The organism is Simplicispira metamorpha (genome assembly GCF_004341365.1).
Taxonomy (GTDB): Bacteria; Pseudomonadota; Gammaproteobacteria; order Burkholderiales; family Burkholderiaceae_C; genus Simplicispira; species Simplicispira metamorpha.
Genome location: NZ_SLXH01000037.1, coordinates 1 through 24,759, shown reverse-complemented (window position 1 = coordinate 24,759; position 24,759 = coordinate 1). Strand labels below are relative to the sequence as shown.

Below are 24,759 nucleotides of genomic sequence, written 5' to 3'. Positions count from 1 at the left end.
ATGAAATGCGATTTCTCCGGGTCTGTCCCGAAGGATCCTTGCAGCCCTGAATCGAACGAGGATAAATTTGCCTTTTCCGATGATGGGGTGCGACTGTCTCTTTGTGACGGGGCAAGCGAATCATTCGACTCAAAGCTTTGGGCAGACCTGTTGGCGCACAAGTTCATTGCCGACCCGAAGGTTTGTCCAAAGTGGATTGACTCGGTGCTATCAGAATATTCTTCTGCCCATGATTTCGCCACGATGAGTTGGGCGAAACAAGCCGCTTACGAACGCGGTAGTTTTTCGACCCTGATTGGGCTTGAATACTTCCAAGAGCATAAGGCTGCTGAAATTATCGCGATTGGAGACAGTATCGCGTTACTTTTTGACGGAAACAAATTCGTGAGCGGATGGCCGTTTGAAGAGCCAGAAAGATTCAAGGAGCGCCCAACATTACTCGCCACAATTTCTGGCCATAATGATTTTTTTGGGGCTAGTGGCTTCTGGACAAAACATAGCAAGACCTTTCATTTAAGTGGACTATCTTCACCTAGATTGCTGTGTTTGACGGACGCAATTGGTGAATGGGCACTAAAAGAAGCTCTCACTAATGGGCCCGGAATTGATGAATTGCTTTCCATGCAATCAGTAGAGCAGTTGTCTGAACTCGTAATTCGAGAGCGCGCTGAGAAGCGTATGCATGTCGATGATTCGACGCTCATCGTCTTATCTTTCGAACACGAATAGCAAGATGGCTTATCCGTCGCTTGAACAATACAATCAAGCTTTTCAGCTTCATTCGAAGCTGCTGTTCGACCCTGACCTCCGAACAGGCACTGTAGCAACAACTGGCTTAGGACTTCCACTTGCGATTAGTGGTGGGTTTGCGCTGACATACACGATAAAAACAGCAAGTAAGAAATACGCTGTTCGTTGTTTCCACCGCGAATCGAAGGCTCTTGAGCGCAGGTATGAAGCGATTTCTAGGCGACTCGCCAGTCTCCGTTCACCTTACTTTCTCGACTTTCAGTTCCAGCCAAAGGGAATCAGTGTTGACGGCAGCACTTTCCCGATTGTCAAAATGGCATGGGCAAAGGGAGAAACCCTTGGTGAGTTCATTGAGAACAATCGGGATAACTCCCAAGCCCTATCCAAACTATCAGCATCAATCGTTTCGCTTGCTGCTTTTTTGGAGAAAGAAAGGATTGCTCACGGTGATCTGCAAACCGGGAACCTCATGGTTTCCGATGGTGGCGCCACTGTTCAACTTATCGACTATGACGGCATGTATGTTGACGAGATTAAATCTCTCGGCAGTGCTGAACTTGGGCATGTTAATTTTCAACATCCGGGCCGTAAAGCGAGAAATCCATTCGACGCAAGCCTAGACCGTTTTTCGTTAATTTCGCTATGGCTTGCACTTAAATCTCTAGCGACCGATCGTTCACTATGGGACAGAACCAACTCTGAACTTGATGCGCTGATTTTCCGGGCGAATGATTTTGTTGATCCGGCGTCGTCACCTGTGTTTGCAATGCTATCTGCAAACAACGCGTTAGCCGCTGATACAAAGAACTTCGCAATCGTATGTAAATCTGCACTGGATAAAGCACCTACGCTATCTGATTTCGTCGCAGGGAGAAATATCCCTTCGATGGAGATACGAATCACTGGCTCGACTCCTGCCGGACAAGCGCTGCCAGGCTACATCGGGGCTTACGCGGTACTTTCCGCGCTGGAATATGAAAATTGCCTACGAAAGGTTGGCGATAAGGTAGAGGTAATTGGGAGAATTATTGAAGTAAAACTTGATAAAGCCCGCAATGGCAAACCATACATTTTTATAAATTTTGGCGACTGGCGAGGGCGCATATTTAAGATTTCCATCTGGTCAGAAGGTTTAGCTGCGATTAAAAACAAACCTGACTCATCATGGGCAGGAAAATGGATCAGCGTAATCGGCCTGATGGAACCGCCTTATGTGAGCAATCGCTACAAATACTCACACCTTTCGATCACAGTATCCACCACTGGGCAAATGACCGTGATATCAGAGGTTGAAGCGAAACGTAGGCTCGCTGGCTCAAAAGGTGCTATCGCGTCAAACTCCAATCAGGACGTGATAGATCGTATAAAGGGCAATATCAAACCTACACCCCAGCAGGTACAACAACCGGTAGCAAGTACAGCCGCATCATCCAATAAGGCAGTGTTGGACAGAATTCGCGCAACTTCGCAGCCAGCCCCTACTCGAACTCAACCAGCACCTTCTCGACCATCCCCAACCCAATACCACCCCCAACCAAGACCAACACCGGAATGGCAACAGCCCAAACCACAAGAAAAAGGAATTGTGTCGAAGATATTCGACTGGCTGTTCGGTTAAGGTAATCGCAATTTGACCTGTTTTTGTCTTCGCAAATCCCACGGTGGAGTGGGCTCAGCGTCAGTCCATAGGCCAAGTCGTTACCGATGGGCTTCATCTTCCGCCGCGTAGTATTCCGGCACATTGCGGGCATACTTCCGATAGACCCACGCCATGCCAGCCTTGACCATCGCAAGGCTGATAACCGTGCCACCACCACTGCACACGGCAATGGTGCGTCCGTACCGGTCAAGGCCAGATTGATTACATTCGACAGCCTTACCAAATGTCAGGTCAGATAGAACCTGCTTTGACCGCTGCCCAAAGGGTTGTGTCTTCTCTGGTGCGTCGATGTTTGCCAGTCGCACCTTGACCTGATCATGACCGGCAACCAGCACCGTGATGGTGTCGCCATCAGTCACCCCAGCCACTCGCCCCAAAATCGTTTCCGCTGCGTTGGCGGAAACAAAAATACCTAGCCAACATAGAAGCAGAAAACCTTGACGAATTACTTTAACCATTCCCGAGGTCAACTCACCGACTGCCCGAGTGAATTCAATACAGTGACAATCCTTGAACCCAGCACTGAAAGCCGTTTGGGCATAATTCGGTAGTAATCCGCGCTTTTTTCAGGATTCCATTTGGGGTGATGCCACACATCCTGTTGAGGGTCATCATTCAAAATTCCCGTCATGTATTTGTACTGTACCAAGCTGTCCGTGTGTGACAGGAACAAATTAGCCATGCACAGGTGAAAAAGGTGGGATGGAATATCTACCGGATTGGATCGTTGCACAGTGAGCATTAGGCATCATTGATGCATTGACATTTTGCTAGTCTGTACTAACAACTTGACCAGCATTGTTCAGCGTCGTTTTCGATTGCTCGCTTTTGGCATTAATGACCGAAACCGCCATAACGCCCGCCCGAAGGCCGACAAGCTCCTGCAATTTCTTAGCTCATCGCTTCCACAAGGACAATTCCTTGTCAGATACAAAAACCAAGAATTGATGCCGATCTTGCTTTATGAGCCCACCGGGAATTTAAAAGTACAAGGAGTACAGCACATCTTGAAGGTAAACATAGTAGGACTTACGCAGCCGTGATGGAGACAGAGGGACTGGGTAAGTCTTAATCTATAAAAACTTCTCATTGCCATGAAGAGCAGCTAACGAACTAAGGTAAACGACAGCTGCAAGCTGTCCGTTTGAGCGAATTGTTAGCCCTCAATGCCTACTATCCCATGCCAGCACATCATAGTAGATTGGAGGAACTCCAGCCTTCTTGGTTATCGCACGAATAACCGCCTGAATATTCTCATATTGAGCGGGAGTTTCAACGAATTTCATAGTTGCGTTTTTTGGTATGGAAAGCCTTGGAGCTATTGAGCGAAGACCAATGATCGTGTAGCTGTCCAAGGGTACGTGCTGAAAATCAACTAAGGTTGATCGCTGCTCTTTCGATAGAGATGAAAGGCATGCGAACTTTTTCAATACAAGGTTGAATAGCTTTGCCCCGCGTCCATATCCCATGTCCGATCCAGTAATGCGTTTCCATTCTAAGCAAAGATTGTTGGTTGCGTCATGCACATATTTTGCGTAGGAATGGCTATCTGAGATAGTACTCAAGATGAGAAATGTATTTTCGATGTAGTTTGTTGCCCATGTTCTGAATGTTTCTGAGGGTTTGACCGGCAGGTTGCGGAAAGCTCGAAAGGTGTTTCCAGACACCCCGGTTGTGACTACGGCAAGAATGCTTGGACTTTGTTGCGCAAAGAATGTTTTTGCTGAATTAATTGTATTGGTGTCGCCAAGGCGTTGAACTAGTTCTTCCTCGGTTAAAAATTCGTATGGCTTTGGCATGATGTGCAATTCCTTGCAATGGCTAACGAACAAGGTAAGCCGCCCAAAGTATGCGGGTCGGCTTGAGCGTCGGTTTAGGTATTTTGCGATTCTTGCTGAGATGGCAGTGAGTTATATGAGGTGGTTAGTGATTTGATTTTCGAATAAATACCAAGATGCCTATCAGTTGGAGAGCTATTGAAAGGGTCTTGTATATATATTCCATTTTTACCCATCTCAAAAATAAAAATTGAATACTTCTTAATATTTTGAGCAGCAAAATATAAGGCCTTACTGTCTAATTCCTCCTCCAATTTGCTATCGCGCCAGCGACTATGCGTTATTATTTCGAAGTAACCAGGGGGATTTATTCCAGATGCTTTAAGTGCTCGCAGAAACATGCTAGTCTGCGTGGCGCCGCTGTAACTATTTTCATCAATACCGAAATCTGAATTTACAATTAACAAGAGTAATTTAATATTTTCATTAAAGATATGAACAGTATCTTGACTGGCTATAAGCTGATTTTTAATATGATGCCTAACGATTTTTTCTAACATCTGATGTGATTGCTCGATAACAGTCACAGAATTTAAATTAGATTCTCTTCGGTTTTTGTAATTATTTAACAAACCATACAAAATAGCCAATATTTTTTTGAATTCTTGCTGCCCCATTGCAATGATCGTTACATCATTGATCTTATTTAAGACTGTGCTTAATTCATCTATGGTTTTCTCAATTATGCTCATTTTTATATCTTAATGTGAATAATTTTGTACGGAGTCTAACTAAATTAAATGACGGCCATCGTAGGCGGAGTAGTCTGCCAAAACAAGACGTATCCATCAGTACATAGGGATAGTCCCCAGCTCGAAGCGTTTAGGGAAGCCTAAGTTTTTGTGTATTGCTTTTTACTCTACTGGGGTGATGATAAAACGCGCCCAAGCATCCATCAATGGGCGGCGCTGCTCCAGCAGGTCTGTGCGGTGGTAAGCAGCCTCCACTTTGTCTTTGATGGTGTGAGCCAAGGATCTCTCTGCCAGGTCACGCGAATATCCATTTTCACTGCACCAGTCCCTGAAGCTGGATCGAAAGCCATGGGCGGTGGCAAGTCGGCCTGGGCTGTCACTGTGTGCCTTCAGTCTGCGCAAAAGTGAAGTGAGGGCCATATCTGAAAGCTCGACCCGATCTCGTACAGATGGGAATACCAATTGTTCGTGCTGATCTTTTTGCGACTCTAGGAGGGCCAGCGCTCTTGGTGAGAGCGGCACACGGTGGGACAACTTGGCTTTCATTCGATTGGCAGGCACTGTCCATATTTTTTCCTTCCAATCAATTTCATTCCACGTCATCCCTCTTGCCTCGCCTGAGCGGCAGGCGGTCAAGATGACGAACTCCAGCAGTGTGCGAGTCACTTCAGCACGGTTGGTTGCTCTGAGTTCCTGCTGGACAAATTTCGGTATGTCGCGCCAAGGCATTGCAGGGTGGTGTTGGGTTCTAACGGCTTTGCCAGGCTGTTGTGCCAGTAGGTGTTCCACCACATCTACGGGGTTGGATTGACAGTGGCCGTGTGCCCATCCCCAGGCCATCACGGCATGCATGCGTTGTTTGACCCGACTGGCGGTTTCTGCTTTTGTGAGCCAGATGGGTTTGAGTGCTTCTGCGATGTCAGCGGGTTGGATCTCATGCAGGAACTTGCTCCCAAGTTTTGGGAAAACGTAGTCCTTCATGGTGTTGATCCACTGCTGAGCATGCTTGGGGTTCTTCCAGGCAGGGAGTAAGTCCTGGTGCAGCGTATGCGCCGCTTGCTCAAAGGTGGGGGCCTTGGGCTTTTCCTCTTCGATCTTGGTCTTCTCTTCCAGGGGATCTTTACCCTCAAGAAGAAGAGTTCGCATGGCCGTTGCGCGACGACCAGCTTCTGCAATGCCAACTTCGGGGTATGCACCCACGCCAGCGTTTCTGCGCTTGCTTGTAAGCGGGCTAACGTATCGCAACACCCATTTGCCACGCCCTTTGATACTGGACGGTAGTAAGCTCAGTCCAGTGATGCCGCCGTGAGGGATCGCTGGGTCAGTGGGTTTGATGTTTCGGGCTTTGGTGTCGGTGATGGTTGCCATGATCGTCACTCTCCTGGTATGCCACCCAGTATGCCACTAGCCCTCAGATGGAATTGGATAGAATTGGACACGTCAAGACATATATCCCAAATAAAACAACAACTTATGTGTAAATTTCGGAATCCATTGGACACCCAGAGATGTCAAACCGGCAGACACAGTCTCCGCCACTTTGGGGCCTAACTAGATGCTCATCTATTTGGGCCTTTTTCTTTGGCGCATCGAATCCGGCAGCGGTCTGGTTGGACTGCGCACAGGATCTGGTCAGCACGAGAGGAAGTGCAGCATGGGCAAATCGATGTGGATCAAGCGCCACCGCGCGGGCTTGGCGGCCGTGGTGTTCTCGCTACTGAGCCTGCCCACATGGGCCAGCGAGCCCACCATCGCTGCCGCTGCCGATCTGAAGTTTGCGCTGGATGAGGTGGCCCAGTCCTTCCAAAAAGAGACGGGGCAGTCGGTCAAGCTCACTTTTGGCTCGTCAGGGACTTTCGCCACCCAAATCCGCCACGGCGCACCGTTCCAGATGTACCTCTCAGCGGATGAAGACTATGTGCTCCAGCTGCACGCAGAGGGCTTCACACGCGGCCCAGGCACCTTGTACGCCCTGGGCCGCATCGTGCTGATGGCTCCCCCCGGTTCGGCGCTCGCGGTGGATGGCGAACTGCAAGGGCTGGCTGCGCAGCTCAAGGCCGGAAAAATCAAGCGCTTTGCCATTGCCAACCCGGAGCACGCGCCCTATGGCCGCCGCGCCGAAGAAGCCTTGAAGCACGCTGGCCTGTGGGAAGCCATAAAACCGAAGTTGGTGTTGGGCGAGAACGTCTCGCAGGCAGCCCAGTTCGCCCTCAGCGGATCCACCCAGGGCGGCATCATCGCGCTGTCGCTGGCCCAATCGCCCCAGCTGGGGCCGCTGGGCCGCTACGCAGTGATTCCTGCCGAATGGCACACGCCACTGCGCCAGCGCATGGTGCTGCTGAAAAATGCCGGCACCACCGCCCAAGCCTTCTACCGCTACATGCAAGCGCCGCCCGCGCGGGCCGTGATGCGCCGCTACGGTTTTGCACTGACCGATAGTGCCCGCTGATGGATTGGCCTGCCCTGTGGCTGTCCTTGCAACTGAGCGGCCTGACCGTTTTGCTGCTGCTGCCTGCCGCCCTGTTCACCGCACGGGCGTTGGCCTACCGGCGTTTTCGTGGCAAATCGCTCATCGAAGCGCTACTGGCTGTGCCGCTGGTACTGCCGCCTACGGTGGTGGGTTATTACTTGCTGGTCGGTCTGGGAGGCCAGTCGCCCCTCGGGCGCTGGGTTGAGCAGGTCAGCGGCCACACGCTGGTGTTTCATTTCAGCGGCCTGCTGATGGCCTCGGTCATCGTAAACATTCCGTTTGCGGTGCAGCCGATGCAACGCGCCTTTGAGGCCATTCCCCACGAGGTGCGTGACGCTGCCGCCTGCTGTGGCATGTCCTACTGGCGCACGCTGTGGAGTGTGGAATTGCCGCTGGCATGGCCCGGTGTGCTGACCGCGCTGGTGCTGACGTTTTCACACACGCTGGGCGAATTTGGCGTGGTGCTGATGGTCGGCGGCAGCATTCCCGGCGAAACCAAAACCATCGCCATTGCCATTTACGACCGCGTACAGGCATTCGATTTTGCAGCGGCAGGCCAGATGTCGCTGCTGCTGTTGCTGTTCTCGGTCACGGTATTGGCGCTGGCCAGCGGCCTGGGGCGGCGTATCGGGAGGCGCCATGGCGCACCTGAACGCTGATTTCGCCCTGGCGGTACGGCAGGCTGCGCCCATCCCGCTGGATGCAGAACTGGCGTGCCAAGGCGGCGAACTGCTGGCCCTGGTAGGCCCCTCTGGCAGTGGCAAATCAACCTTGCTGCGCATGATCGCGGGGCTGGAGCGTCCGGCCAACGGGCGCATCTACAGTGGCACCAGCGTGTGGTTTGACAGCCAGGGCGGCATACACCAAACACCCCAGCAACGCCACGTGGGCTACGTGCCGCAGCACTATGGCCTGTTCCCGCACATGAGCGCGCTGAACAACGTGATGGCGGGCCTGGCGCATCTGCCGCCCCATGCCCGCGCACCCCGCGCCCACGAGTGGCTGGAGCGGATGCACCTGACCGGGTTGCAAGCACACCGGCCCGCCGAGCTATCGGGCGGGCAGCAGCAGCGCGTGGCACTGGCGCGCGCACTGGCCCGGGAGCCGGCCATCCTGCTGCTCGATGAGCCCTTCTCGGCGGTGGATCGCACCACCCGCGAAACCCTGTACCTGGAACTGGCGCAACTGAAACGCCAGCTGGCCATCCCGGCCATCATGGTCACGCACGACCTGAACGAAGCGCTGCTGCTGGGCGACCGCATGGTGCTGCTGTCCCAGGGCCGCACGCTGCAAAGCGGCCCGCCACGCGATGTGATGGCCCACCCGGTGAACGAAGCGGCCGCCCGACTGATCGGCGTGCGCAATATCTTCGATGGCCACATCGTGCGCCACGACCCCGGTGCGGGCGTGACCTGGCTGCAAGCGGGCGCACAGCCACTGGCTTGCACGCTGAACGCGCAGTGGCCACCGGGCAGCCAGGTGCGCTGGATGGTGCACAGCCATGGCGTGCGGCTGCGTTCACTCAGCCGGGGTGATCTGCCAGCGGGCAACAACCCGGCGCAGCTCACCATCGACAGCCTGCTGGTGCTGGGGGATGAGGCCCGCATCACGGCCAGCTGGCCCGGCCTGAGTGGGCCGCTGCACCTGCAAGCGCCCCTGCGGCTGGTGCAAACGCTGCGCTTGCAGCCCCAGGCCAGCACCGATGCCGTGCTGCGCGAGGCACACATCCATATCCTGCCGCCCGACGCCGCTCCCCAGCCCTGAATGGTGTACTGACCCAGCGCCGCTGTTCTGGCCCCGTCCATTTGCGGTAGGCGACTGGGGGTGAAACCGCGCAAGCTGTGCATTCACCCCTCATTGATCTACTCACAGGAGACACCCCCAAAATGTTCCGACTCGACGGCAAAGTAGCACTGGTCAGTGGCGCCGGACGCGGCATGGGCTTTGGCGTAGCGCAGACGCTGGCACGCCAGGGCGCCACCGTGGTCATCAACGACTTTTTTGGCGACCGCGCCGAAGCAGGCGCCCAGGCGCTGCGCGACGAGGGTCTGCAAGCCTTTGCCGCCACCGCCGACATGACCGACCGCGACGCCATCTTTGCCATGGTGCAAGGGCTGCTGGCACAGCACGGCGCCATTGACGTGTTCGTCCACAACGCAGGCATCCCCGCGCAGGGCTGGGGCTACAGCCCGTTTTTGGAGTCGCCGCCATCGGAGTGGGACGCCTGGCTGCAACTGAACCTGCACGGCCTGATGCACGCCTGCCAGGCCATCTTGCCGTCCATGATCGAGCGCCGCTGGGGCCGCATCGTCGCCATCAACTCCGACGCCGCCCGCACCGCCACCGGCATGGGGCTGTGCGCGTATGGCGCGGCCAAGGCGGCGGCCATTGGCTTTGTCCGCAACCTCTCGGGCGAAGTGGGCCGCCACGGCGTGACCGCCAATGCGCTGTCGCTGGGCACCATGAACAACTGGGAAGGCTCGGAGCAAATCGCACGCAAAAGCGCCTCGGTGGGGCGCGCTGGCTCGCCGCAGGACGTGGGCGCGGCGGTGGCCTACCTGGCCTCGCCTGAGGCCGAATGGGTCAATGGCCAGGTGCTGCCAGTCAACGGCGGCAGCCTGGTGTGCTGACGCGCTCGTGCCTTCGCACCTTTCCAGCGCAGACCCGGCGCGGGCTTGCCACGGCATGCCCATCCGTGGCGATACGCCATCCACTCCTGAAAGCATAGCTACTCGCGCTTGCTGCATAAGGGCTGGAAGCTATTTCGGCCCTTATTCTGAAAATAGCTCCTGAAAAGAGAGCTACTCGCGCTTTCCGGGCGGGCGCTGGAGGCCATTTTGATCCTCTATTTTCCGGTTCACCCTGCCACACGCGGGGGCATGCCCTGGGCCGCGTCCAAGGGCCAGCCCTGGGCAGGTAAAACCGGACTGCACGCCCATTCCACCCCCCGATGGCCCTGCACACGCCATCGTCTGAGCGGACGATGCCCGCCCCGGGCCATCGCCAAAAAATGCCTTCAACGGCCCTGGGCTGCGGCACCCTGACAGGCGCCGTCCACCGCCCCCACTGGCCTTGAAAAGCACGCAGCGCCAGAAACTACCAGTTGCAACGACGAGGATCTTTTCCATGACACAACCCGCCCACGGCTGGCGCAGCCACTACGCCCTGCTGATCCTGCTGTTCGTCTACACCATGAGCTTCATCGACCGCCAGATCATGGGCATTCTGGTGCAGCCGATCAAGCAGGAGTTTGGCGTGTCCGACACCGCCATGGGCGTGCTCACCGGGGTGGCGTTTGCGCTGTTCTACAGCACCTTGGCCATTCCGTTTGGCCGCTACGCTGACCGCGCCAACCGGCGCAACTTCGTCGCCTACTGCTGCGCCGCCTGGAGCGCCATGACGGCGCTGTGCGGCATGGCCACGGGGTTCTGGACGCTGGCGCTGGCGCGCGTGGGCGTGGCGGTGGGCGAGGCCGGGGGCGGCTCGCCGTCGATCTCCATGATCGCCGACCACTACCCGCCGCAGCAGCGCGGGCGCGCCATGAGCGTGTACATGCTGGGCCCGCAACTGGGCATTTTGTTCGGGCTGACCCTGGGCGGCTGGATTGCCCAGCACCACGGCTGGCGCGCCGCTTTTATCTGGATGTCGGTTCCCGGCGTGCTGGCGGCGCTGCTGCTGCGCTTTACGGCCGTCGAGCCGCGCCGGGGCCAATGGGACAGCGCCACCAGCGCCCCCGCCGGGGCCACGGCAGAACCCATGCGCGTGCTGCTGCGCGACCTGTGGGCATCGCGTGCCTTTGTGCGCATCACCCTGGCGTGCCTGCTGATGGGCTTTACCGGCTATGGCATTGGCATCTGGACACCGGCTTTTCTGGTGCGCTCGCACGGCATGTCGCTGCAAGGCGCGGGCATTGTGATGGGGCTGGTCGGCGGCATTGCGGCGGCGCTGGGCGCGCTGACCAGCGGCTGGCTGAGCGACAAGCTGGGCAAGCGCGATGCGCGCTGGCGCATTGGCGTGCCGCTGCTGGGCTGCTTGCTGTCGGTGCCGTCGGGGCTGGCGTTTTTCATGCTGCCCGCGGGCGATGCCTGGCAAGTGGGCAGCCTGCTGGTGCCGCGCGCGCTGGCGTTTTATGTGCTGTTTGGCTTCACCGCCGTGTGGTGGACGGCGCCGGTGTATGCGGTGCTGGCCGAACTGATTCCGGCGCACCGCCGCTCTGCCGGACTGGCGATTTTCAACCTGGGCATCACCATGGTGGGCGGCGGGTTTGGCCCGCTGCTGGTGGGCGCACTGAGCGATTTCCTGGTGCCGCAATTTGGCAACGAGGCGCTGCGCTGGGCGCTGGCCGCCACCACCGGCAGCTGCTTTTTTCTCGGCATGCTGGCCTTTGCCTGGACAGTCAAGCCCTACGCCGCCGAGCGGCTGGTCCCCGCCCTGCCCCCTGCGGCAGCACATTGAAGGAGCCGTGCCGTGAGCGCAGCCATTTCTGAATCCCTGCCCCGGCGCAGCTACACCCTGGCCCTGCTGACGCTGATGTCGGCAGTGGCTTTCATGGACCGGCAAATCCTGGCCGTGCTGATCCAGCCGGTGAAGCTGGAGTTTGGCCTGTCCGACCTGCAAATCGGCCTGGTCACGGGGCTGGGTTTTGCGCTGACGTTTGGCCTGCTGGGCGTGCCGCTGGGCCGCCTGGCCGACCGCCATGAACGGCGCAGCCTGGTCGCCTGGTGCCGTGGCGCGGGCGGGCTGCTGGCAGCGCTGGGGGGCCTCTCGACGGGGTTTTGGTCGCTGATGTTCACGCGCGCGGGCAGCGCCGTCAGTGACGCGGGGGGCAGCCCGGCGTCGATGTCGATGCTGGCCGACCTGTACCCGCCAGAGCAGCGCTCGCGCGCCATGAGCGTGTTCAGCACGGGTGGCAGCGTGGGCGCCCTGATGGCGCTGGTGCTGGGCTCGTGGCTGGCCGAGCACTATGGCTGGCGCACCACGGTGGTGGTGGGCGGCTGCGGCGCGCTGCTGCTGGCGCTGCTGCTGCGCTGGAGCGTGCGCGAGCCCCTGCGCGCGATGGCGGCACACGCCGCACAGGCCAGCGCGGGTGCGCCGCGCCAGGGCGCCGTGGCCGCCGTGTGGGCCCAGCCGGTGACGCGCTGGCTGATCGTGGGCGCCGCCTGCGCGCTCTTGGCGGGCTACTCGTTTGGCGCCTGGAACACCGCCCTGCTGGTGCGGCGCCACGGCCTGTCGCTGCAACACGCGGGCTGGATCTCGGGCGCTGCGGCCTTGCTGTCGGTGCTGGGCAGTCTGGCGGCGGGCAGCCTGACCGACCGCCTGGCGCGCCGTGATCTGCGCTGGCAGCTGGGTGTGCCGGTGCTGGGCCTGGGCCTGGCGCTGCCGTGCGCGCTGGCCTATTTGCTGCTCCCCGCCGGGGCAGTGGTACCAGCGGCAGTGCTGGTGGTGGCATTTGCTTTTTTCATGCCCTGGTGGGTGGCGCCGACCTATGCCGCACTCAGTCTGGTCGTGCCTGCACAGCGCAGGGCCACGGCCAGCGCCATGGTGCTGCTGTCGGGGGCCATCGTCGGCAATGGCGTGGGGCCGATCTTTACGGGCTGGCTCAGTGACCTGATCCACCTGCGCACGGGTGGCGATGGCCTGCGCTACGCGCTGGCCGTGGTGGTGTGCATGCTGCTGCCCGCCATGCTGGCGTTTGGCCACGCCCTGCGCGCCTACCCGGCCGCCCACCGCGCTGCCCTGCCCCCTGCGCCGCACTGACCCCCCACGCCACGAAAGCACGACCATGCCATCACCCGACACCGCCAGCGCAACCACCACCCCACAACCACCCGCGCCCCTGCCGGCAGAAAGCACCCCGGCGCGCTGGAGAATGATCTACCTGGCCCGGCGCAACCCCGCCCTGGCCGCAGGCGATTTCGCCCAGGCCTGGCGCGAGCATTCGGCGCTGGGCCGCCAGTGCCGCAATGTGCAGGACAAGGTGCTGGGCGTCACGCAATGCGCGCGGCTGCGCGACCACGGTGAAGACGGCGGCCTGCCCGGCGCCAGCACCGATTACGACGGCGTCAACCTGCTGCAACTGCGCGACCTGGCCGTGGCCACCGACCTCTGGAACGACCCCGAAACGCTGGCCATCATGCGGCCCGACGAACCGCGCGTGTTCTCCACCTATGTGCGCAATTTCACCCTGGTTTGTCGCGAGCAGGTACTGCGCGATGGGCCCGCCAGCCCGGTGGGGGTGTTTGGCTTTTTGCGCCGCAACCCTGGCGTGAGCAAAAGCGCTTTTGATACGGCCTGGAACAATGGCCCCCAAGACGCTTGGCTCAGCGCGCCGGCACTGGACAACGCCCGGCGCGTGGTACACAACCACGTGGTGCAAACGCCGCCCGAGGGCTACGACTACGACGCCATTGCCGAGTGGTGGTTTGACAGCGCCGACGCGGCCCGCTCCGCCTTTGCCGACAGCCGCAATGGCAATGGCAATGGCGCGCCAGATATGCGCAGCAACGTGCGTGATCTGCGCTGCCAATTGCCCGCGCCGTACAGCGCGCTGGTGGACCTGAAACAGTCGGTATTCATGTTCACCCAGGTCACGCACCAGCGGCCTTGATCGCCCCATAAAAAAACCCGCCTGTGAGCGGCAGACAGACTGCAGCCCAAGGCGGGAATGGGGCCGAAAAAATCAGGCGGCGGCTTCGGTCATGGCGGCGGCACCGCGCTCACTGTACGGCGTCGCGCCGCGGGGCACGTACAGGCCTTCGCATTGCTCCAGGTACTCGCTCTTCTTGGCACGCGGGTTGTAGAACTGCTTGTACCAAATGCGCGCCTTCATGAAAGGGCCGTCGCTGGGAATGAACAGGCCGTTCAGGCACGGTGCCTTGTTCGTCCAGACCTCGAAGTCCTGGGCAAACGCCAGGCGGCTCGACTCCTGAAACTGGCGTGCGGCCACCAGATCAGACGTGTTGACCTGTGCATTGCCCCCGGGCGACTTGACGATCAGCGAGTGCCAGACCTTGACGCTGCCGTCATCGACCGGCGTGTGCATGATCAGCAGCGCCGTCTCGAACATACCCGTCAGCATGGAGATCAGCACGCCGGGGCCGTGGTAGACGGTATCGGTGTACAAGGTGCTGTTGGCCGGATCAGAGCCCACCAGCGTGCGGTGACCACCGCACTGGCGCTGGATGGCGTTGTGGCCCTTGAACTCGTTCTCGTAGCGCTCGACGGTGGAGCCATGGATGGGGCTGAGGTGGCCGTAATCCACGATGTTGTCCACGACCTCCTGGGGGTGCTGGTTCAGCATGCCCAGGTGGTCCCAGTGGCCGCGCACCCAGCTGGGGTCGTCCCACTGCGGCAGGCTGGGGTGCGCCCACTCGGGCTCGCCGCCTTCGGGGTCGTGCCAGACCCAGATGGCGCCCAGGCTCTCGACCACTGTCCAGCTCTTGACGCAGGCAGCCGCCGGAATGGGGCCCTGGTGGTAGGGAATGTCATCGCACTTGCCGTCGGCCCCAAAGCGCCAGGCGTGGTAGGGGCAGCGGATGCCGTCGCCCTCGACGTTGCTGCCGCCGCCGTCAATGACGACATACGAGGTGTTGTTGGGTGCTGCCAGGTGCGTCTTCATGTGCGGGCAGTAGGCGTCCAGCAAAATCACTTTACCCGTGGCACGGCCCCGGTACAGCGCAAAGTCCTTGCCAAAAAAACGCACCGCCAAGGGCTTGTGCGTGTTCAGCTCTTGGGCATCGGCAATCATGAACCAGCCTCGGGGGAAGGTGAATTCCCCCAACCGGTAATCTTTGGAAGTGGCCATAAAGTCTCCAGACAGAGTTGTGGTGGGTAAAAGCCAATGATCGATTTGCCTTTGCCCGCTGACATACCCTGTTTGGACGATAGACACGCCGCCTCTGATGCAGCGCAAACCGCACGCCCTGCTACCCCATTCGGACGATGAACAAAGCACAGCAGGCGGGAATTGCCTGCGGCAACCGGCGCCCGCGCTACCGTACCGGCCCAGGCGGTACGGGTAGCACCTGCGTTGGGGATGGGCACGCCACCCGGCCCCCTGCGCCCGCTGCGGCGTGTTCAGGACGGCAGGACGCTGGCTGGCGAATCCACTCTTGCAGCGCCTGCGAGAGCTGCACGCGCTCGTCCCGCAGCGCCAGGTGCTGCGCACCCACACAAGCCTGCAAATCTGCCAGCGCCGCCTTCAGCAGCGCCTGCGAGCAGTGCAGCTTGCGCGCGGCATGGGCCACGTCGCCCACCTCGCTGACCACGCGCAGACAGCGCCACTGCGCGCTGGACAAGGGTGCCTGCGCCCACAGCAGGGGGCGTGGGCCGTCCGGAGGCTGGCTCATGCCAGCTGGTGTTCGCGCACCAGCGCTTGCAGCTCAATAAGCTTGGGCTTGCCCGCCAGGGCGGCAGCGTCCGGGTGGGTGGCCAGCCACAGCAGGCTGGCGGCAATGGCGCTGGGCGCCACCGCGCCGTAGCGCTGCGCCAGCGCGCCATCGTCGCCCAGCGTAGCGGTCACAGCCTCGGTCGTGACCAGGCCGGGGTTGACGCTGAAAGCGCGCACGCCCTGGGCGCCGTGCTCACGGTTGATGCAGCCCGCCAGCCGCGCCAGGCCCGCCTTCGAGGCGCCGTAGGCAAAGCCCCAACCGCCCTGGTTGGCGGCCACCGGCGGGTCGTTCTGCCCGGCGCCCGAGCACACATTGATGATCTGGCCACTGCCCTGCGCCAGCAGCGTGGGCAGCAGCCGCCGCGCCAGATGGAACGGCGCCACCACATTGCCCAGCAGCGTGCGCTGCAAGGCAGCGTCGTCCAGATCGAGCAGCATGGCGTTGATCTCGCGGTCCTGGTACACGGCGTTGTTCACCAGCAGATCGATGCGGCCGAAATGCGCCAGCACCGCGTCCAGCGCCGCATCCATCGAGGCCGTGTCCATCAAATCCATGGCGTGGGCAAACACTTGGGCACCACTGGCCTGCACAGCGGCGGCCGTGGTGGCCAGGCTGCCCGAGAGCAGTTGCCCGTCTGGGCGGCGCAACTGGTGGGCCAGCGTCTGGCCATCTGCATGGGTGCGCGCGGCAATGGCCACGCGCCAACCGGCGCGCCCAAAGGCCTCGGCAGTGGCCGCACCAATGCCACGGCTGGCGCCGGTAATGAAAACAACGGGGGCAAGCGGGGTAGTCAACGCATCATCCTTTCAAAAAATGGGTGGGGGCGCCTCCGGCGCAGAGGCACTCAGGCAGCGGGCACGGCGGGCGGCACCATCTGTGCCAGCCGCGTGCGGTAGGGGTTCAACGCCGTGGCCAGCAGCAAGGCCGTGGGCACCATCAGTAGCATCACGCACACCAGCGACCAGCGCAGCGCCTGCGTGCCAAACACCGGGGTCAACAAGTCGCTGACCACGCCCGTCACCAACGGGCCTGCGCCCACGCCAAACAGCGTGATGAAAAAATTCAGCAACGCCGCCGCCACGCTGCGCTCGTTCGATCCCACCATGTGGCTGGTGGCGCTGTACGACAGCGAAGGCCACCAGCTGGCAAAAAAGCCAAACGCCATGGCAAACGCCAGCGCGTGCGGCACCGCCAAGGTGCCCAGCTGCCAGACGCCCGTGGTGGGCCAGAGAAAGAAAGCAACGGCGCAGGGAATGGCCGCCACCACGCCCACCAGCGGCAGGCCCAGCTGCCAGCGCACATCGCGCGCCACCAGCCGGTCGCACAGCCAGCCACTGCACAGGGCACCGACCACCGCCCCCACCCCGCTGGCCACGCCAAACAGCAAACCCGCCTGGGCAATGCCCAGGCCGTGCGTGCGTACCAGAAAGCTGGGCGTCCAGACACCGTAGCCATAACCGGCGATACCGGCCATGCCGCAGGCCAGTGCCAGGCGGCGAAACGCGGTGATGGCCAGCAAACGGCGCACCTGCGTCCACAGCGACTCGGTGGGCTGCTGCTGCATCTGCGCCAGGGCCGCCGCCGTCTCGAAACCTCCCCGGCGCGGCTCGCGCACCAGCAGCATCACCAGCACCGCCAGCACCACGCCCGGCGCACCAAACCACACGAAGGTGGCACGCCAGCCGTAGTGCTGCGCAATCCAGCCGCCCAGCGCCAAGCCAATCAGCACCCCCAGGTTGGGGCCCATCATGAACAGGCTGATCATGAACGAGCGCTGCTTGGGCGGGTACAGGTCAGACACCAGCGAAATCGACGGCGCCATGCCCCCCGCCTCGCCAATGGCCACCGACATGCGTGCCAGCAGCAACTGCCAGAAATGGTTCGCAAAACCGCAGGCCATGGTGGCCAGGCTCCACAGCCCGCAGCACACCGCCACGATGGCGCGGCGGTTGTAGCGGTCGGCCAGCTTGCCCACCGGCACGCCCAACGCGGCATACAGCAGGCCAAACGCCAGGCCGGTGAGCAAACCCATTTGCGTATCGTTGGCGCCAAATTCGGTCTTGATGGGCTCAATCAAAATCGCAATCACCTGGCGGTCGATGAAAGAAAAAATATAGACCAGCGCCAATAGCGCCAGGCTCAAGTGCGTGCGCCAGGTCACGCGCGGGGGGTGGTGGGGCAGGTTCATGGCCCATGGTCGCCGGGCAGGGGCTGGTGTGCCATCGTCTTTTCAGACTAAGCCAGACAAAACCGGGGCCGCTAGCATGTCTCCACAACCATCCATAAATACGCCCGGAGACTGCATGACCACTTCCCTTGCCCCCTGCTCCACGCCCACCGCTGCGCTGCTTGCCGCGCAGCAAGCCGCCTTCCGCGCCGAAGGGCCGGTCAGCGCGGCCACCCGCCAGGCCCGCCTGCAACGCGCCATCGACATGCTGGTGCAGCACTGCGACGCGCTGTGCCAGGCCATGGGCGAAGACTTCGGCGGCCGCGCGGCGGTATTCTCGATGATGAACGACGTGGCCGGGTCACTGGGCTCGCTCAAGCACGCGCGCGACCACCTGACCGAGTGGATGCCCGACCAGCCACGCCCCAGCGTCTCGCCCTTCGACAACTTTGGCGCCACCGCCTGGGTCAAGTACCAGCCCAAGGGCGTGGTCGGCATCATCGGCACCTGGAATGCGCCGGTCTTTACCCTGCTCTCGCCGCTGGCCAGCGTGTTTGCGGCGGGTAACCGGGCGGTGCTCAAGCCCTCCGAAATCGCGCCGCGCACCGCCGAAGCGCTGGCGCGCGCCGTGGCCGAATTTTTTGCCCCCGAAGAGCTGGCGGTGGTGACCGGCGGCCCCGACGTGGCCGCCGATTTCTCGCGCCAGCCCTGGAACCACCTGGTGTTCACCGGCTCGACCGCCGTGGGCAAACGCATCATGCAGGCCGCCGCCGAGCACCTGGTGCCGGTCACGCTGGAGCTGGGCGGCAAGTCTCCGGTGCTGGTGGGCCAGAGCGCCGACATCGCCAACGCCGCCGAGCGCATCGCCGTGGGCAAGGGCCTGAACTCGGGCCAGCTCTGCGTTGCGCCCGACACGGTGTGGGTGCATGAAACCCAGGCCGACGCTTTGGTAGGCGCGCTGCAATCGGCCTACGCCGGCCTGTTCCCCACCATTGCGGGCAACCCCGACGTCACGCCCGTGGTCAATGCGCAGCACTTTGCGCGCGTGGAATCCTATGTGGCCGATGCCGGTGCGCGCGGCGCGCGCGTGCTCATGGCGGGCGACTGGCCCAGCGCCGAGGGCGCAGCCCAGCGCCGCATGCCGCTGCGCATCGTGGTCAACCCGCCCGCCGACAGCGAGATCGCCCAGCACGAAATTTTTGGCCCCGCCCTGGTGCTGCGCACCTACCGCGCTATCAGCGACGCCGTCGCCGAGCTCAACGCAGGCGAGCGCCCGCTGGCGCTGTACTACTTCGGCAGCGACGCCACAGAGCAGCAGTGGGTCCTGGACCACACGCTGTCGGGCGGGGTGTCGGTCAACGATGTGGTCATGCACCCGGCGCTGCACGACGCGCCCTTTGGCGGCGTGGGCGCCTCGGGCATGGGCCACTACCACGGCCACGAAGGCTTTCTGGAATTCAGCCACGCGCGCAGCATCTACAGCGCGGGCAGCCATGACCCGCGCCGCGAGTGGGGCATGTTGCCGCCCTACACCGAGCAGTTTGCGCAGATGGTGCGCGGCGCCATCACGCCCTGAGGCTTTCCCGCCCAGCTGGCGCTACCAGCTTGGCCCCCTAGCCAGCGCCCTGCCCTGGGCCTGACCGGCCCGGGTCGGTGGGCACAGCTACGCCTTCCTGTTTTGTTTTTTCTTTTTCAGGCCCTGAACATGACCGCTTCTTCCTCCCCCTTCTCCTTGCACGGCCAGGTGGCCATCGTCACCGGCGCTGGCAAAGGCATTGGCCGCGCGTGCGCCCTGGCGCTGGCCCGGGCCGGTGCCGACGTGGCGCTGGCCGCCCGCACCCAGGCCGATCTGGACGCCGTGGCCGCTGACATCCGCGCCCTGGGCCGGCGCGCCATCACCGTGGCCGGTGACGTCAGCGACGAAGCCGCCCTGGACACGCTGGTCGCGCGCACCGTGGCCGAGCTGGGCAAAGTGACCATCCTCATCAACAACGCGGGCGGCTCCGGCCCCAACAGCCCCGTGAAAATGGGCGGCGCCGAACTCAGCGCCGTACTGGCCTGGAACGTCACCCCCGCCTACCTGCTGATCCAGAAAACCGCCCCAGCGATGAAGGATGCAGGCGGCGGCGCGGTGGTCAACATCTCGTCGGTGGCGGCGCGCTACGCGCAAAAGCACTTCAGCGCCTACGGTGCGGCCAAGGCGGCGCTCAACCAACTGACGCGCAACCTGGCGCAAGACTTTGCGCCGCTGGTGCGTATCAACGCCATCGAGCCCGGCACCATCATGACCGAGGCGCTGGGCCGGGTGCTGACGCCCGAGCGCCTGGAAAACATGCGCAAAACCACGCCCCTGGCGCGCATGGGCCAGCCCGAGGACATCGCCAACGCGGCGCTGTTCCTGGTCTCGCCCGCGTCGGGCTGGATCACCGGCAAGATTCTGGGCGTGGATGGCGGCGTGGAAGCGCCCAACTTCTGATGCACGCTCCCGGTCAGCAGGTGTTGGCAGCTATTTATTTAATAGCTTCTCGCGCTTGTCCAGAAAGCGCTGGAGGCCAAAAATACCTGAAATTTTTGGTATCTTCATATCTGCCACCAAGCCAAGCAAGCTGCACGTGAGAGAAAGACTTTCGGGTGGTGCTTCGTTCGTCACGGCACAGCCCCTGCGGTCGGCAGGATCAGGCCGTACTTTTGGGCCCTGATCTCGTTCAGAACCACGACCGATGTCGGGGACATGGCCCAGGTCTTGATCACGGGTTTCAGCACAGCACCCAAGGTATTTTGTAGTGCCGCCAAGTGTTCATCGGGCGCGCCCTTGATCACCAGCACAAACCGGAAACTGGCCGTCTTCAGCGCCAGATTCTTGAATGCCTCTGGCAACTCTTCTTTCGCTGCGGTGTGCCTGCCCAGGCACGCAGCCACACCCAGCATGAAGGCATTGGTCAGCTTCACACGTATCTCGTCCATGTACGCAGTGAACTCGCTCGGGCAACTGGACTTGGCCTCGACCACCCACAGGGTCGGGCCTTGCTCCTGCTGGCGCAGCAACAAGAACTCCGCCATCTTCACGCCTTGTCCCACTTGACGGTAGCAGGCACTTTTTTCGATGTAGAAGCACTGCCCAGCCGGATAGGGGCCAAACGTCATCCCCGATTCAATGATGGCGTCCGTAGTCATTTCAGGGCCAGTTCCACTTCCTGCTGGTAGAGGCGGATCGACTCGGCAATGATGGGGTTGTCGGGCATACCGGTTTTCAGGTCATCGCACACCCAGGTGCTGCCAGTCGCAGAAATCACCGGGATAGACCAGCCGCGCTCCTGCGCAATCAGGAACAACTTTTTGACCACAAAATAGGAATGGCTGGCCATGAAGAACTGGATACCGCGCTCGGCCAGCATCGCCACAATGTCCAGCAATTGCGAGATGGCAGTCGGGTGCAAGGCCGACTCCGGCTCGTCGATCAGCACCACCGAGTGGGTGTCCAGATAGCGGTTGCCCAGCAGCGTGTCCAGGATGGCAATTTTTTTGATGCCTTCTGCCGTCACCCCGATGGGAAACTTGTGGCGGCCTTTGACAAACAGCCATCGGCCCGAGGTGTCGTCGTACTCGACCACACCTCCCAGGATGCCTTCCAGCTGGGTGCGCGATTGGGCGAATTCCCTGTAATTTCGGCCTTTACTGGTGGAAATGCGCAATGCCGTGGCCAGGTCGTAATAGGTGTCATCAAAGCCAAACACCTTATCCTGCTCGCGCGACTTCAGAATGATCTGGTGCAGCGACAACACCTCCTTGGCTGGCAAAAAAACCGAATTGCTGGCGCGTGGCGGCACATGGTTTTCGGGGCTGGAAATCTGTTTGCTGGTGTCCTTGCCAAAGCTGTAGGAAAAGTCGTTCTGATCGATGGTGAGCACGCTCGATAAGGGCGCATCCGCGCCCTTGCTGACCAGATCGCCAATCTTCTCGGCCTGAAACGTCCAGTACAGCTTGTCCGCCAAAATCTCGGCGGCCGAGCGCTGCTCGTTGCCGCGCTTGTACCCTTCCAGCGTGCGCAGGCTGCTGTAGATGGCCTTGAGCAAAAACGTCTTGCCAGTGCCATTGCCGCCAATCACCAGATTGATCTTGCCCAATGCCGACCAATGGACGCTGGAGAGCGGCCCAAAGTTATCGAGTTTGATTTGATTGATCATTGCCCACCACTTCCATCGGTCAATTTTGCGCACACCAACGCCACCAAGGCGATGCGGCATCGCCCTGCCCATGGCGGTGGGTGCGCGATTATTGACCCGGAACGTGGCCTGCGCCATGAAAGCCATGGAGGGCCTGCTGCCCCTCCCTGCTCACAGCGGCAACGCAACGGCCCAAGACCCTGCTACTCACACGCTGCGCCCGACCCGGTTGCCGTCGTGCATGGCGCCCTCGATGTAGTTCACACCGGCGCAGTCGCCAATGCGGTGTACCGGCACACCGCAGGCCGCCAGCGCGGTGGCCACGCGGTCGTCGGCCTCGGCGCCGATGGCCAGCACCACCGAATCGGCCGGGGTGCGCTGGTCAATGCCTTTGGCGTCTTGCCAGAGCACCGCGTCGCGGGTGATTTCACGCACCTGGGCCTTGAGCTTGAGCACGCCGTGCGCCGTGACGGCCTCGACCACGCGCCAGCGGCGCACGATGGGCAGCTCCGGGCCGGGGTGGGTGCCGGGCTCCAGCACCGTCACCTGGCGGCCCCGGGCCAGCAAAAACTCGGCCAGCTCCAGCCCGACCAGCCCGCCGCCGACGATGACCACCTGCTTGCCCAGCGGCATCCACAGCTTGGACAGGCTTTGCAGCGCCTGCGTGCTGTCGGTCACGCGCAGCATGCCGCCCGCCTTGAACAGGGTGCGCTCGGTCAGGCTGAGCTTGGCCTTGGCGATCTCGTCGGCGCGGTCGCTGGTCATCAGGCGGCGCAACTCGTCACCGCTCCAGACATGCTTTTGTTCGGCACCCGCAATGGCCGGTGCAGCGCGGCGCGCACCCGTGGCCACGATGATGGCGTCAGGTTTCAAGCGCGCCACCAGGGCGGCATCGGCCTCGGTGGACAGCTGCACAGCAATGGACGACTGTTTGACCTGCCCGACCAGGTAGTCCAGCAGCTTGCCGTTTTCCGGATAGGCCAGCGCGGCAAAGAACAAGGTGCCGCCCAGGCGGTCGCTGCGCTCAACCAGCGTGACGCGGTGGCCGCGCAGGGTGGCCACGCGCGCTGCTTCCATGCCGGCGGGGCCGCCGCCCACCACCAGCACATGGCCGGGGGTGGCGGCGGGCACGATGGGAGCCTCCAACTCGTAGCCGGTCTGCGCGTTCACGGCGCATTTGATGCCCCGGTTGACAAAAATCTCGCTCACGCAGGCGTAGCAGTAAATGCAGGGGCGGATGGCCTGGGGCTGGCCAGCGATCAGCTTGTTAGGCAATTCCGGGTCGGCCAGCAGCTTGCGCCCCATGGCGATGAAGTCGGCCTCGCCTGCGGCGATGGCGGCGGCACCGGCCTCGGGCTCGATGCGCCCGGCCACGATGATGGGCAGGCCCACCGCCCGCTTGAAGGCTTTGGCGTAGGCCAGGTAAGCGCCGCTTTGCTGGGGGATGGGCGCATCCGTGAAGTCGCTGCCCCGCACCAGGCGCGCATAGGCCGAGACGCTGATGGCGTTCACCCCGAGCTGCTCGCACAGGCGGGCGGTTTGCAGCGCCTCTTCCATCGCAATGCCGCCGGGTGTGTGCATCTCCTCGGCATCCAGGCGCACCCACAGTGGGTAGTCGGGGCCGACGCGCCGGCGCACCTCGGTCAGCAGCTCGCGCAGCAGGCGGGTGCGGTTCTCGTAGCTGCCGCCGTAGCCATCAGTGCGTTGGTTGAAGTAGGGCGAGAGGAAACCGGCAATCAAGTAGTTGTGCGCGCAATGCACTTCCACGGCATCAAAGCCCGCCTGCTGCGCGCGCACGGCGGCAGCGGCATACCACTCGATCACTTGCGCAATGTCGGCCTCGTCCAGCACACGGTAGCGGTCCGGATGGGGGCCCACGCCCACGAAGGTGGACAGCTCTTTGGGCGTGATGGTGCGCATGGCGGCGCTGGGCGGCAGCTCCGGCGGCACCGAGGGCACCCACATTTCGCGTCCGTGGGCGCGGTCGTTGGCCGCCACTTTGCCGCTGTGGTTGATCTGGATGGCCACCTTGGCGCCCTGCGCCTGCACGCGGCCCACCACCTGCGCCAGGGTGGGAATGAAGTCATCGCTGGAGATGCCCAGCTGGTGCGGCTCGCTGGTGCCGCTGGGCCACGACACGGCGGTCGTGCCCAGGATGACCAGGCCCGCGCCGCCGCGTGCGCGCGCTTCGTAGTAGGCCTGGGTTTTTTCAGTGGCATGGCCGTCCAGGCCGCCGAAGTTCTCGCCCATGGGGGCCAAGGCGATGCGGTTTTTCAGGTGCAGCGAGCCAATCTGGCCGGGTTGCAGCAGGGGGTCGTAGGAGGTGGCCATGGTCAAAATCCGGGTGGGTTGTAAAAGCCGTCAGCAAGCCCCGGACGCGCGCGCATCCCAGGGTGGATGGGGTCGATTGTGGGAAATCCCCTGCAACCAACATCGTCCATTTGGACGCATCCTGAGCGCTTTTTTTTCGCCACAGTGGCGTGCAATATGTTGTCTCCAGACGCCTCCAGAAGGCTCCAACCAGAAGGCTGAAAATGAAAATTCTCGTTCCCGTCAAGCGCGTGGTGGACTACAACGTGAAGGTCCGCGTCAAATCGGACAACACGGGTGTGGACATCGCCAACGTCAA

General features: G+C 61.4%; 22 protein-coding genes and 1 pseudogene. 12 read left to right on the top strand and 11 right to left on the bottom strand.

Annotation, left to right across the window (positions count from 1 at the left end):
- Together EV674_RS15830 and EV674_RS15825 are read left to right on the top strand one after the other, a co-directional pair.
- Positions 1-729, top strand: a complete 729-nt coding sequence (locus tag EV674_RS15830; RefSeq protein WP_119014570.1) for a hypothetical protein — start codon at positions 1-3, stop codon at positions 727-729.
- Positions 683-2,368 (top strand): serine/threonine protein kinase, encoded by a 1,686-nt coding sequence (locus EV674_RS15825; RefSeq protein WP_241525020.1) that lies wholly within the window; start codon positions 683-685, stop codon positions 2,366-2,368. Before EV674_RS15830 ends, EV674_RS15825 begins: the two co-directional genes overlap by 47 nt.
- 80 nt (positions 2,369-2,448) lie before the next feature.
- Here EV674_RS15825 and EV674_RS15820 read toward each other — a convergent pair whose 3' ends face one another.
- The 4 genes from EV674_RS15820 to EV674_RS15805 all read right to left on the bottom strand — a co-directional run bounded on the left by EV674_RS15820 (position 2,449) and on the right by EV674_RS15805 (position 6,308).
- Positions 2,449-2,868, bottom strand: a complete 420-nt coding sequence (locus EV674_RS15820) for a thermonuclease family protein (protein ID WP_206613261.1) — start codon at positions 2,866-2,868, stop codon at positions 2,449-2,451.
- 705 nt (positions 2,869-3,573) lie between these two features.
- Entirely contained in the window at positions 3,574-4,209 is a 636-nt protein-coding gene (locus EV674_RS15815) for a hypothetical protein (protein ID WP_132750481.1), read from the bottom strand.
- A gap of 74 nt (positions 4,210-4,283) precedes the next feature.
- Positions 4,284-4,940 (bottom strand): hypothetical protein, encoded by a 657-nt coding sequence (locus tag EV674_RS15810; protein ID WP_132750480.1) that lies wholly within the window; start codon positions 4,938-4,940, stop codon positions 4,284-4,286.
- 162 nt (positions 4,941-5,102) lie between these two features.
- A complete protein-coding gene (locus tag EV674_RS15805; protein ID WP_119014556.1) occupies positions 5,103-6,308 on the bottom strand; it encodes a tyrosine-type recombinase/integrase in 1,206 nt (401 codons plus the stop codon).
- Between the two features lie 286 nt (positions 6,309-6,594).
- On the opposite strand from EV674_RS15805, the gene modA reads away from it, so the two are divergent.
- The 7 genes from modA (at position 6,595) to EV674_RS15770 (ending at position 14,017) form a co-directional block, all read left to right on the top strand.
- Positions 6,595-7,389 carry a molybdate ABC transporter substrate-binding protein gene (gene modA, locus EV674_RS15800; protein WP_241525022.1) on the top strand — a complete coding sequence of 265 codons (795 nt, stop codon included), beginning with the start codon at positions 6,595-6,597 and terminating at the stop codon, positions 7,387-7,389.
- Complete coding sequence (gene modB, locus EV674_RS15795) at positions 7,389-8,069, top strand: molybdate ABC transporter permease subunit (protein WP_119014572.1); 681 nt, start codon at positions 7,389-7,391, stop codon at positions 8,067-8,069. The genes modA and modB overlap by 1 nt, the downstream gene beginning before the upstream one ends.
- The gene (locus tag EV674_RS15790) at positions 8,050-9,174 is read left to right on the top strand and encodes an ABC transporter ATP-binding protein (RefSeq protein WP_119014557.1); all 1,125 of its coding nucleotides are present in this window, start codon (positions 8,050-8,052) and stop codon (positions 9,172-9,174) included. Before modB ends, EV674_RS15790 begins: the two co-directional genes overlap by 20 nt.
- 122 nt (positions 9,175-9,296) lie before the next feature.
- Positions 9,297-10,040 (top strand): SDR family NAD(P)-dependent oxidoreductase, encoded by a 744-nt coding sequence (locus tag EV674_RS15785; protein WP_119014558.1) that lies wholly within the window; start codon positions 9,297-9,299, stop codon positions 10,038-10,040.
- Between the two features lie 496 nt (positions 10,041-10,536).
- Positions 10,537-11,865, top strand: a complete 1,329-nt coding sequence (locus EV674_RS15780; protein WP_119014559.1) for a spinster family MFS transporter — start codon at positions 10,537-10,539, stop codon at positions 11,863-11,865.
- Positions 11,866-11,877: 12 nt separating this feature from the next.
- The gene (locus tag EV674_RS15775; RefSeq protein ID WP_241525023.1) at positions 11,878-13,167 is read left to right on the top strand and encodes an MFS transporter; all 1,290 of its coding nucleotides are present in this window, start codon (positions 11,878-11,880) and stop codon (positions 13,165-13,167) included.
- Between the two features lie 25 nt (positions 13,168-13,192).
- Positions 13,193-14,017 carry an EthD domain-containing protein gene (locus EV674_RS15770; protein WP_119014574.1) on the top strand — a complete coding sequence of 275 codons (825 nt, stop codon included), beginning with the start codon at positions 13,193-13,195 and terminating at the stop codon, positions 14,015-14,017.
- Between the two features lie 72 nt (positions 14,018-14,089).
- Here the strand turns inward: EV674_RS15770 and EV674_RS15765 are convergent, their stop codons facing one another.
- The 4 genes from EV674_RS15765 to EV674_RS15750 all read right to left on the bottom strand — a co-directional run bounded on the left by EV674_RS15765 (position 14,090) and on the right by EV674_RS15750 (position 17,988).
- Positions 14,090-15,214, bottom strand: coding sequence for a 3-ketosteroid-9-alpha-monooxygenase, oxygenase component (locus tag EV674_RS15765; protein WP_119014560.1), 1,125 nt, complete (start codon positions 15,212-15,214; stop codon positions 14,090-14,092).
- A 187-nt stretch (positions 15,215-15,401) separates the two neighbouring features.
- Positions 15,402-15,758: a hypothetical protein gene (locus EV674_RS15760; protein WP_119014561.1), complete on the bottom strand. Its 357-nt coding sequence runs from the start codon at positions 15,756-15,758 to the stop codon at positions 15,402-15,404.
- On the bottom strand, positions 15,755-16,594 hold the full coding sequence (locus EV674_RS15755) for an SDR family oxidoreductase (protein ID WP_119014562.1): 840 nt from the start codon (positions 16,592-16,594) through the stop codon (positions 15,755-15,757). Before EV674_RS15755 ends, EV674_RS15760 begins: the two co-directional genes overlap by 4 nt.
- Positions 16,595-16,644: 50 nt before the next feature.
- On the bottom strand, positions 16,645-17,988 hold the full coding sequence (locus tag EV674_RS15750) for a spinster family MFS transporter (protein WP_119014563.1): 1,344 nt from the start codon (positions 17,986-17,988) through the stop codon (positions 16,645-16,647).
- A gap of 115 nt (positions 17,989-18,103) precedes the next feature.
- Between EV674_RS15750 and EV674_RS15745 the strand changes: the two genes are divergently transcribed.
- Entirely contained in the window at positions 18,104-19,543 is a 1,440-nt protein-coding gene (locus EV674_RS15745; protein ID WP_119014564.1) for a coniferyl aldehyde dehydrogenase, read from the top strand.
- 129 nt (positions 19,544-19,672) lie between these two features.
- Positions 19,673-20,443, top strand: coding sequence for an SDR family NAD(P)-dependent oxidoreductase (locus EV674_RS15740; RefSeq protein WP_119014565.1), 771 nt, complete (start codon positions 19,673-19,675; stop codon positions 20,441-20,443).
- A gap of 170 nt (positions 20,444-20,613) precedes the next feature.
- On the opposite strand, the gene EV674_RS15735 is transcribed toward EV674_RS15740, so the two are convergent.
- From EV674_RS15735 to EV674_RS15725, 3 genes are all read right to left on the bottom strand, one after another.
- Positions 20,614-21,141 (bottom strand): hypothetical protein, encoded by a 528-nt coding sequence (locus EV674_RS15735; RefSeq protein ID WP_119014566.1) that lies wholly within the window; start codon positions 21,139-21,141, stop codon positions 20,614-20,616.
- On the bottom strand, positions 21,138-22,151 hold the full coding sequence (locus EV674_RS15730) for an AAA family ATPase (protein ID WP_119014567.1): 1,014 nt from the start codon (positions 22,149-22,151) through the stop codon (positions 21,138-21,140). Before EV674_RS15730 ends, EV674_RS15735 begins: the two co-directional genes overlap by 4 nt.
- Before the next feature lie 186 nt (positions 22,152-22,337).
- Positions 22,338-24,461 carry an oxidoreductase gene (locus EV674_RS15725; protein WP_119014568.1) on the bottom strand — a complete coding sequence of 708 codons (2,124 nt, stop codon included), beginning with the start codon at positions 24,459-24,461 and terminating at the stop codon, positions 22,338-22,340.
- 203 nt (positions 24,462-24,664) lie between these two features.
- On the opposite strand from EV674_RS15725, the pseudogene EV674_RS15720 reads away from it, so the two are divergent.
- Positions 24,665-24,759, top strand: a pseudogene (locus tag EV674_RS15720) (electron transfer flavoprotein subunit beta/FixA family protein); the annotation flags it as partial.

What these genes read in the sequence shown, in the direction of transcription:
- EV674_RS15830 (WP_119014570.1), top strand. Translation starts at nt 1, where the DNA reads ATGAAATGCGATTTCTCCGGGTCTGTCCCGAAGGATCCTTGCAGCCCT.
- EV674_RS15825 (WP_241525020.1), top strand. Translation starts at nt 683, where the DNA reads ATGTCGATGATTCGACGCTCATCGTCTTATCTTTCGAACACGAATAGC.
- EV674_RS15820 (WP_206613261.1), bottom strand. Translation starts at nt 2,868, where the DNA reads ATGGTTAAAGTAATTCGTCAAGGTTTTCTGCTTCTATGTTGGCTAGGT.
- EV674_RS15815 (WP_132750481.1), bottom strand. Translation starts at nt 4,209, where the DNA reads ATGCCAAAGCCATACGAATTTTTAACCGAGGAAGAACTAGTTCAACGC.
- EV674_RS15810 (WP_132750480.1), bottom strand. Translation starts at nt 4,940, where the DNA reads ATGAGCATAATTGAGAAAACCATAGATGAATTAAGCACAGTCTTAAAT.
- EV674_RS15805 (WP_119014556.1), bottom strand. Translation starts at nt 6,308, where the DNA reads ATGGCAACCATCACCGACACCAAAGCCCGAAACATCAAACCCACTGAC.
- modA (WP_241525022.1), top strand. Translation starts at nt 6,595, where the DNA reads ATGGGCAAATCGATGTGGATCAAGCGCCACCGCGCGGGCTTGGCGGCC.
- modB (WP_119014572.1), top strand. Translation starts at nt 7,389, where the DNA reads ATGGATTGGCCTGCCCTGTGGCTGTCCTTGCAACTGAGCGGCCTGACC.
- EV674_RS15790 (WP_119014557.1), top strand. Translation starts at nt 8,050, where the DNA reads ATGGCGCACCTGAACGCTGATTTCGCCCTGGCGGTACGGCAGGCTGCG.
- EV674_RS15785 (WP_119014558.1), top strand. Translation starts at nt 9,297, where the DNA reads ATGTTCCGACTCGACGGCAAAGTAGCACTGGTCAGTGGCGCCGGACGC.
- EV674_RS15780 (WP_119014559.1), top strand. Translation starts at nt 10,537, where the DNA reads ATGACACAACCCGCCCACGGCTGGCGCAGCCACTACGCCCTGCTGATC.
- EV674_RS15770 (WP_119014574.1), top strand. Translation starts at nt 13,193, where the DNA reads ATGCCATCACCCGACACCGCCAGCGCAACCACCACCCCACAACCACCC.
- EV674_RS15765 (WP_119014560.1), bottom strand. Translation starts at nt 15,214, where the DNA reads ATGGCCACTTCCAAAGATTACCGGTTGGGGGAATTCACCTTCCCCCGA.
- EV674_RS15760 (WP_119014561.1), bottom strand. Translation starts at nt 15,758, where the DNA reads ATGAGCCAGCCTCCGGACGGCCCACGCCCCCTGCTGTGGGCGCAGGCA.
- EV674_RS15750 (WP_119014563.1), bottom strand. Translation starts at nt 17,988, where the DNA reads ATGAACCTGCCCCACCACCCCCCGCGCGTGACCTGGCGCACGCACTTG.
- EV674_RS15745 (WP_119014564.1), top strand. Translation starts at nt 18,104, where the DNA reads ATGACCACTTCCCTTGCCCCCTGCTCCACGCCCACCGCTGCGCTGCTT.
- EV674_RS15740 (WP_119014565.1), top strand. Translation starts at nt 19,673, where the DNA reads ATGACCGCTTCTTCCTCCCCCTTCTCCTTGCACGGCCAGGTGGCCATC.
- EV674_RS15735 (WP_119014566.1), bottom strand. Translation starts at nt 21,141, where the DNA reads ATGACTACGGACGCCATCATTGAATCGGGGATGACGTTTGGCCCCTAT.
- EV674_RS15730 (WP_119014567.1), bottom strand. Translation starts at nt 22,151, where the DNA reads ATGATCAATCAAATCAAACTCGATAACTTTGGGCCGCTCTCCAGCGTC.
- EV674_RS15725 (WP_119014568.1), bottom strand. Translation starts at nt 24,461, where the DNA reads ATGGCCACCTCCTACGACCCCCTGCTGCAACCCGGCCAGATTGGCTCG.